Source organism: Psychrobacter sp. GW64-MNA-CIBAN-0177, assembly GCF_040309585.1.
Taxonomy (GTDB): Bacteria; Pseudomonadota; Gammaproteobacteria; order Pseudomonadales; family Moraxellaceae; genus Psychrobacter; species Psychrobacter okhotskensis.
Window position 1 is genome coordinate 1 of the sequence record NZ_JBEOOY010000333.1, and the last position, 263, is coordinate 263.

1 protein-coding gene is annotated in these 263 nt (G+C 47.1%); it reads left to right on the forward strand.

Annotated elements, in window-relative coordinates; translation table 11 throughout:
- Positions 1–263: cytochrome c biogenesis protein CcdA (locus AAEY79_RS15320; RefSeq protein WP_352289372.1), on the forward strand; the 263-nt coding region annotated here is incomplete at both ends.

Below are 263 nucleotides of genomic sequence, written 5' to 3' on the forward strand. Positions count from 1 at the left end.
ATTCTTAGCCGGTCTAGGTCTAGCATTAACGCCTTGCGTCTTACCAATGCTGCCGATTGTTGCCAATATCGTTGCCCGTCAGCAAAACCCAACCGTAAAAAAAGGCGTGATTTTAACCACCAGTTATGCGGTGGGCGTTTCCATTGCTTATGGTATTTTAGGGGCGATTATTGCCGTATTTGGTGAGTCGTTAGGGATTATCGGCTGGCTACAAAACCCTGTTATTCTCATCGGCTTTGCCATCGTGTTTGTGCTGCTTGCCT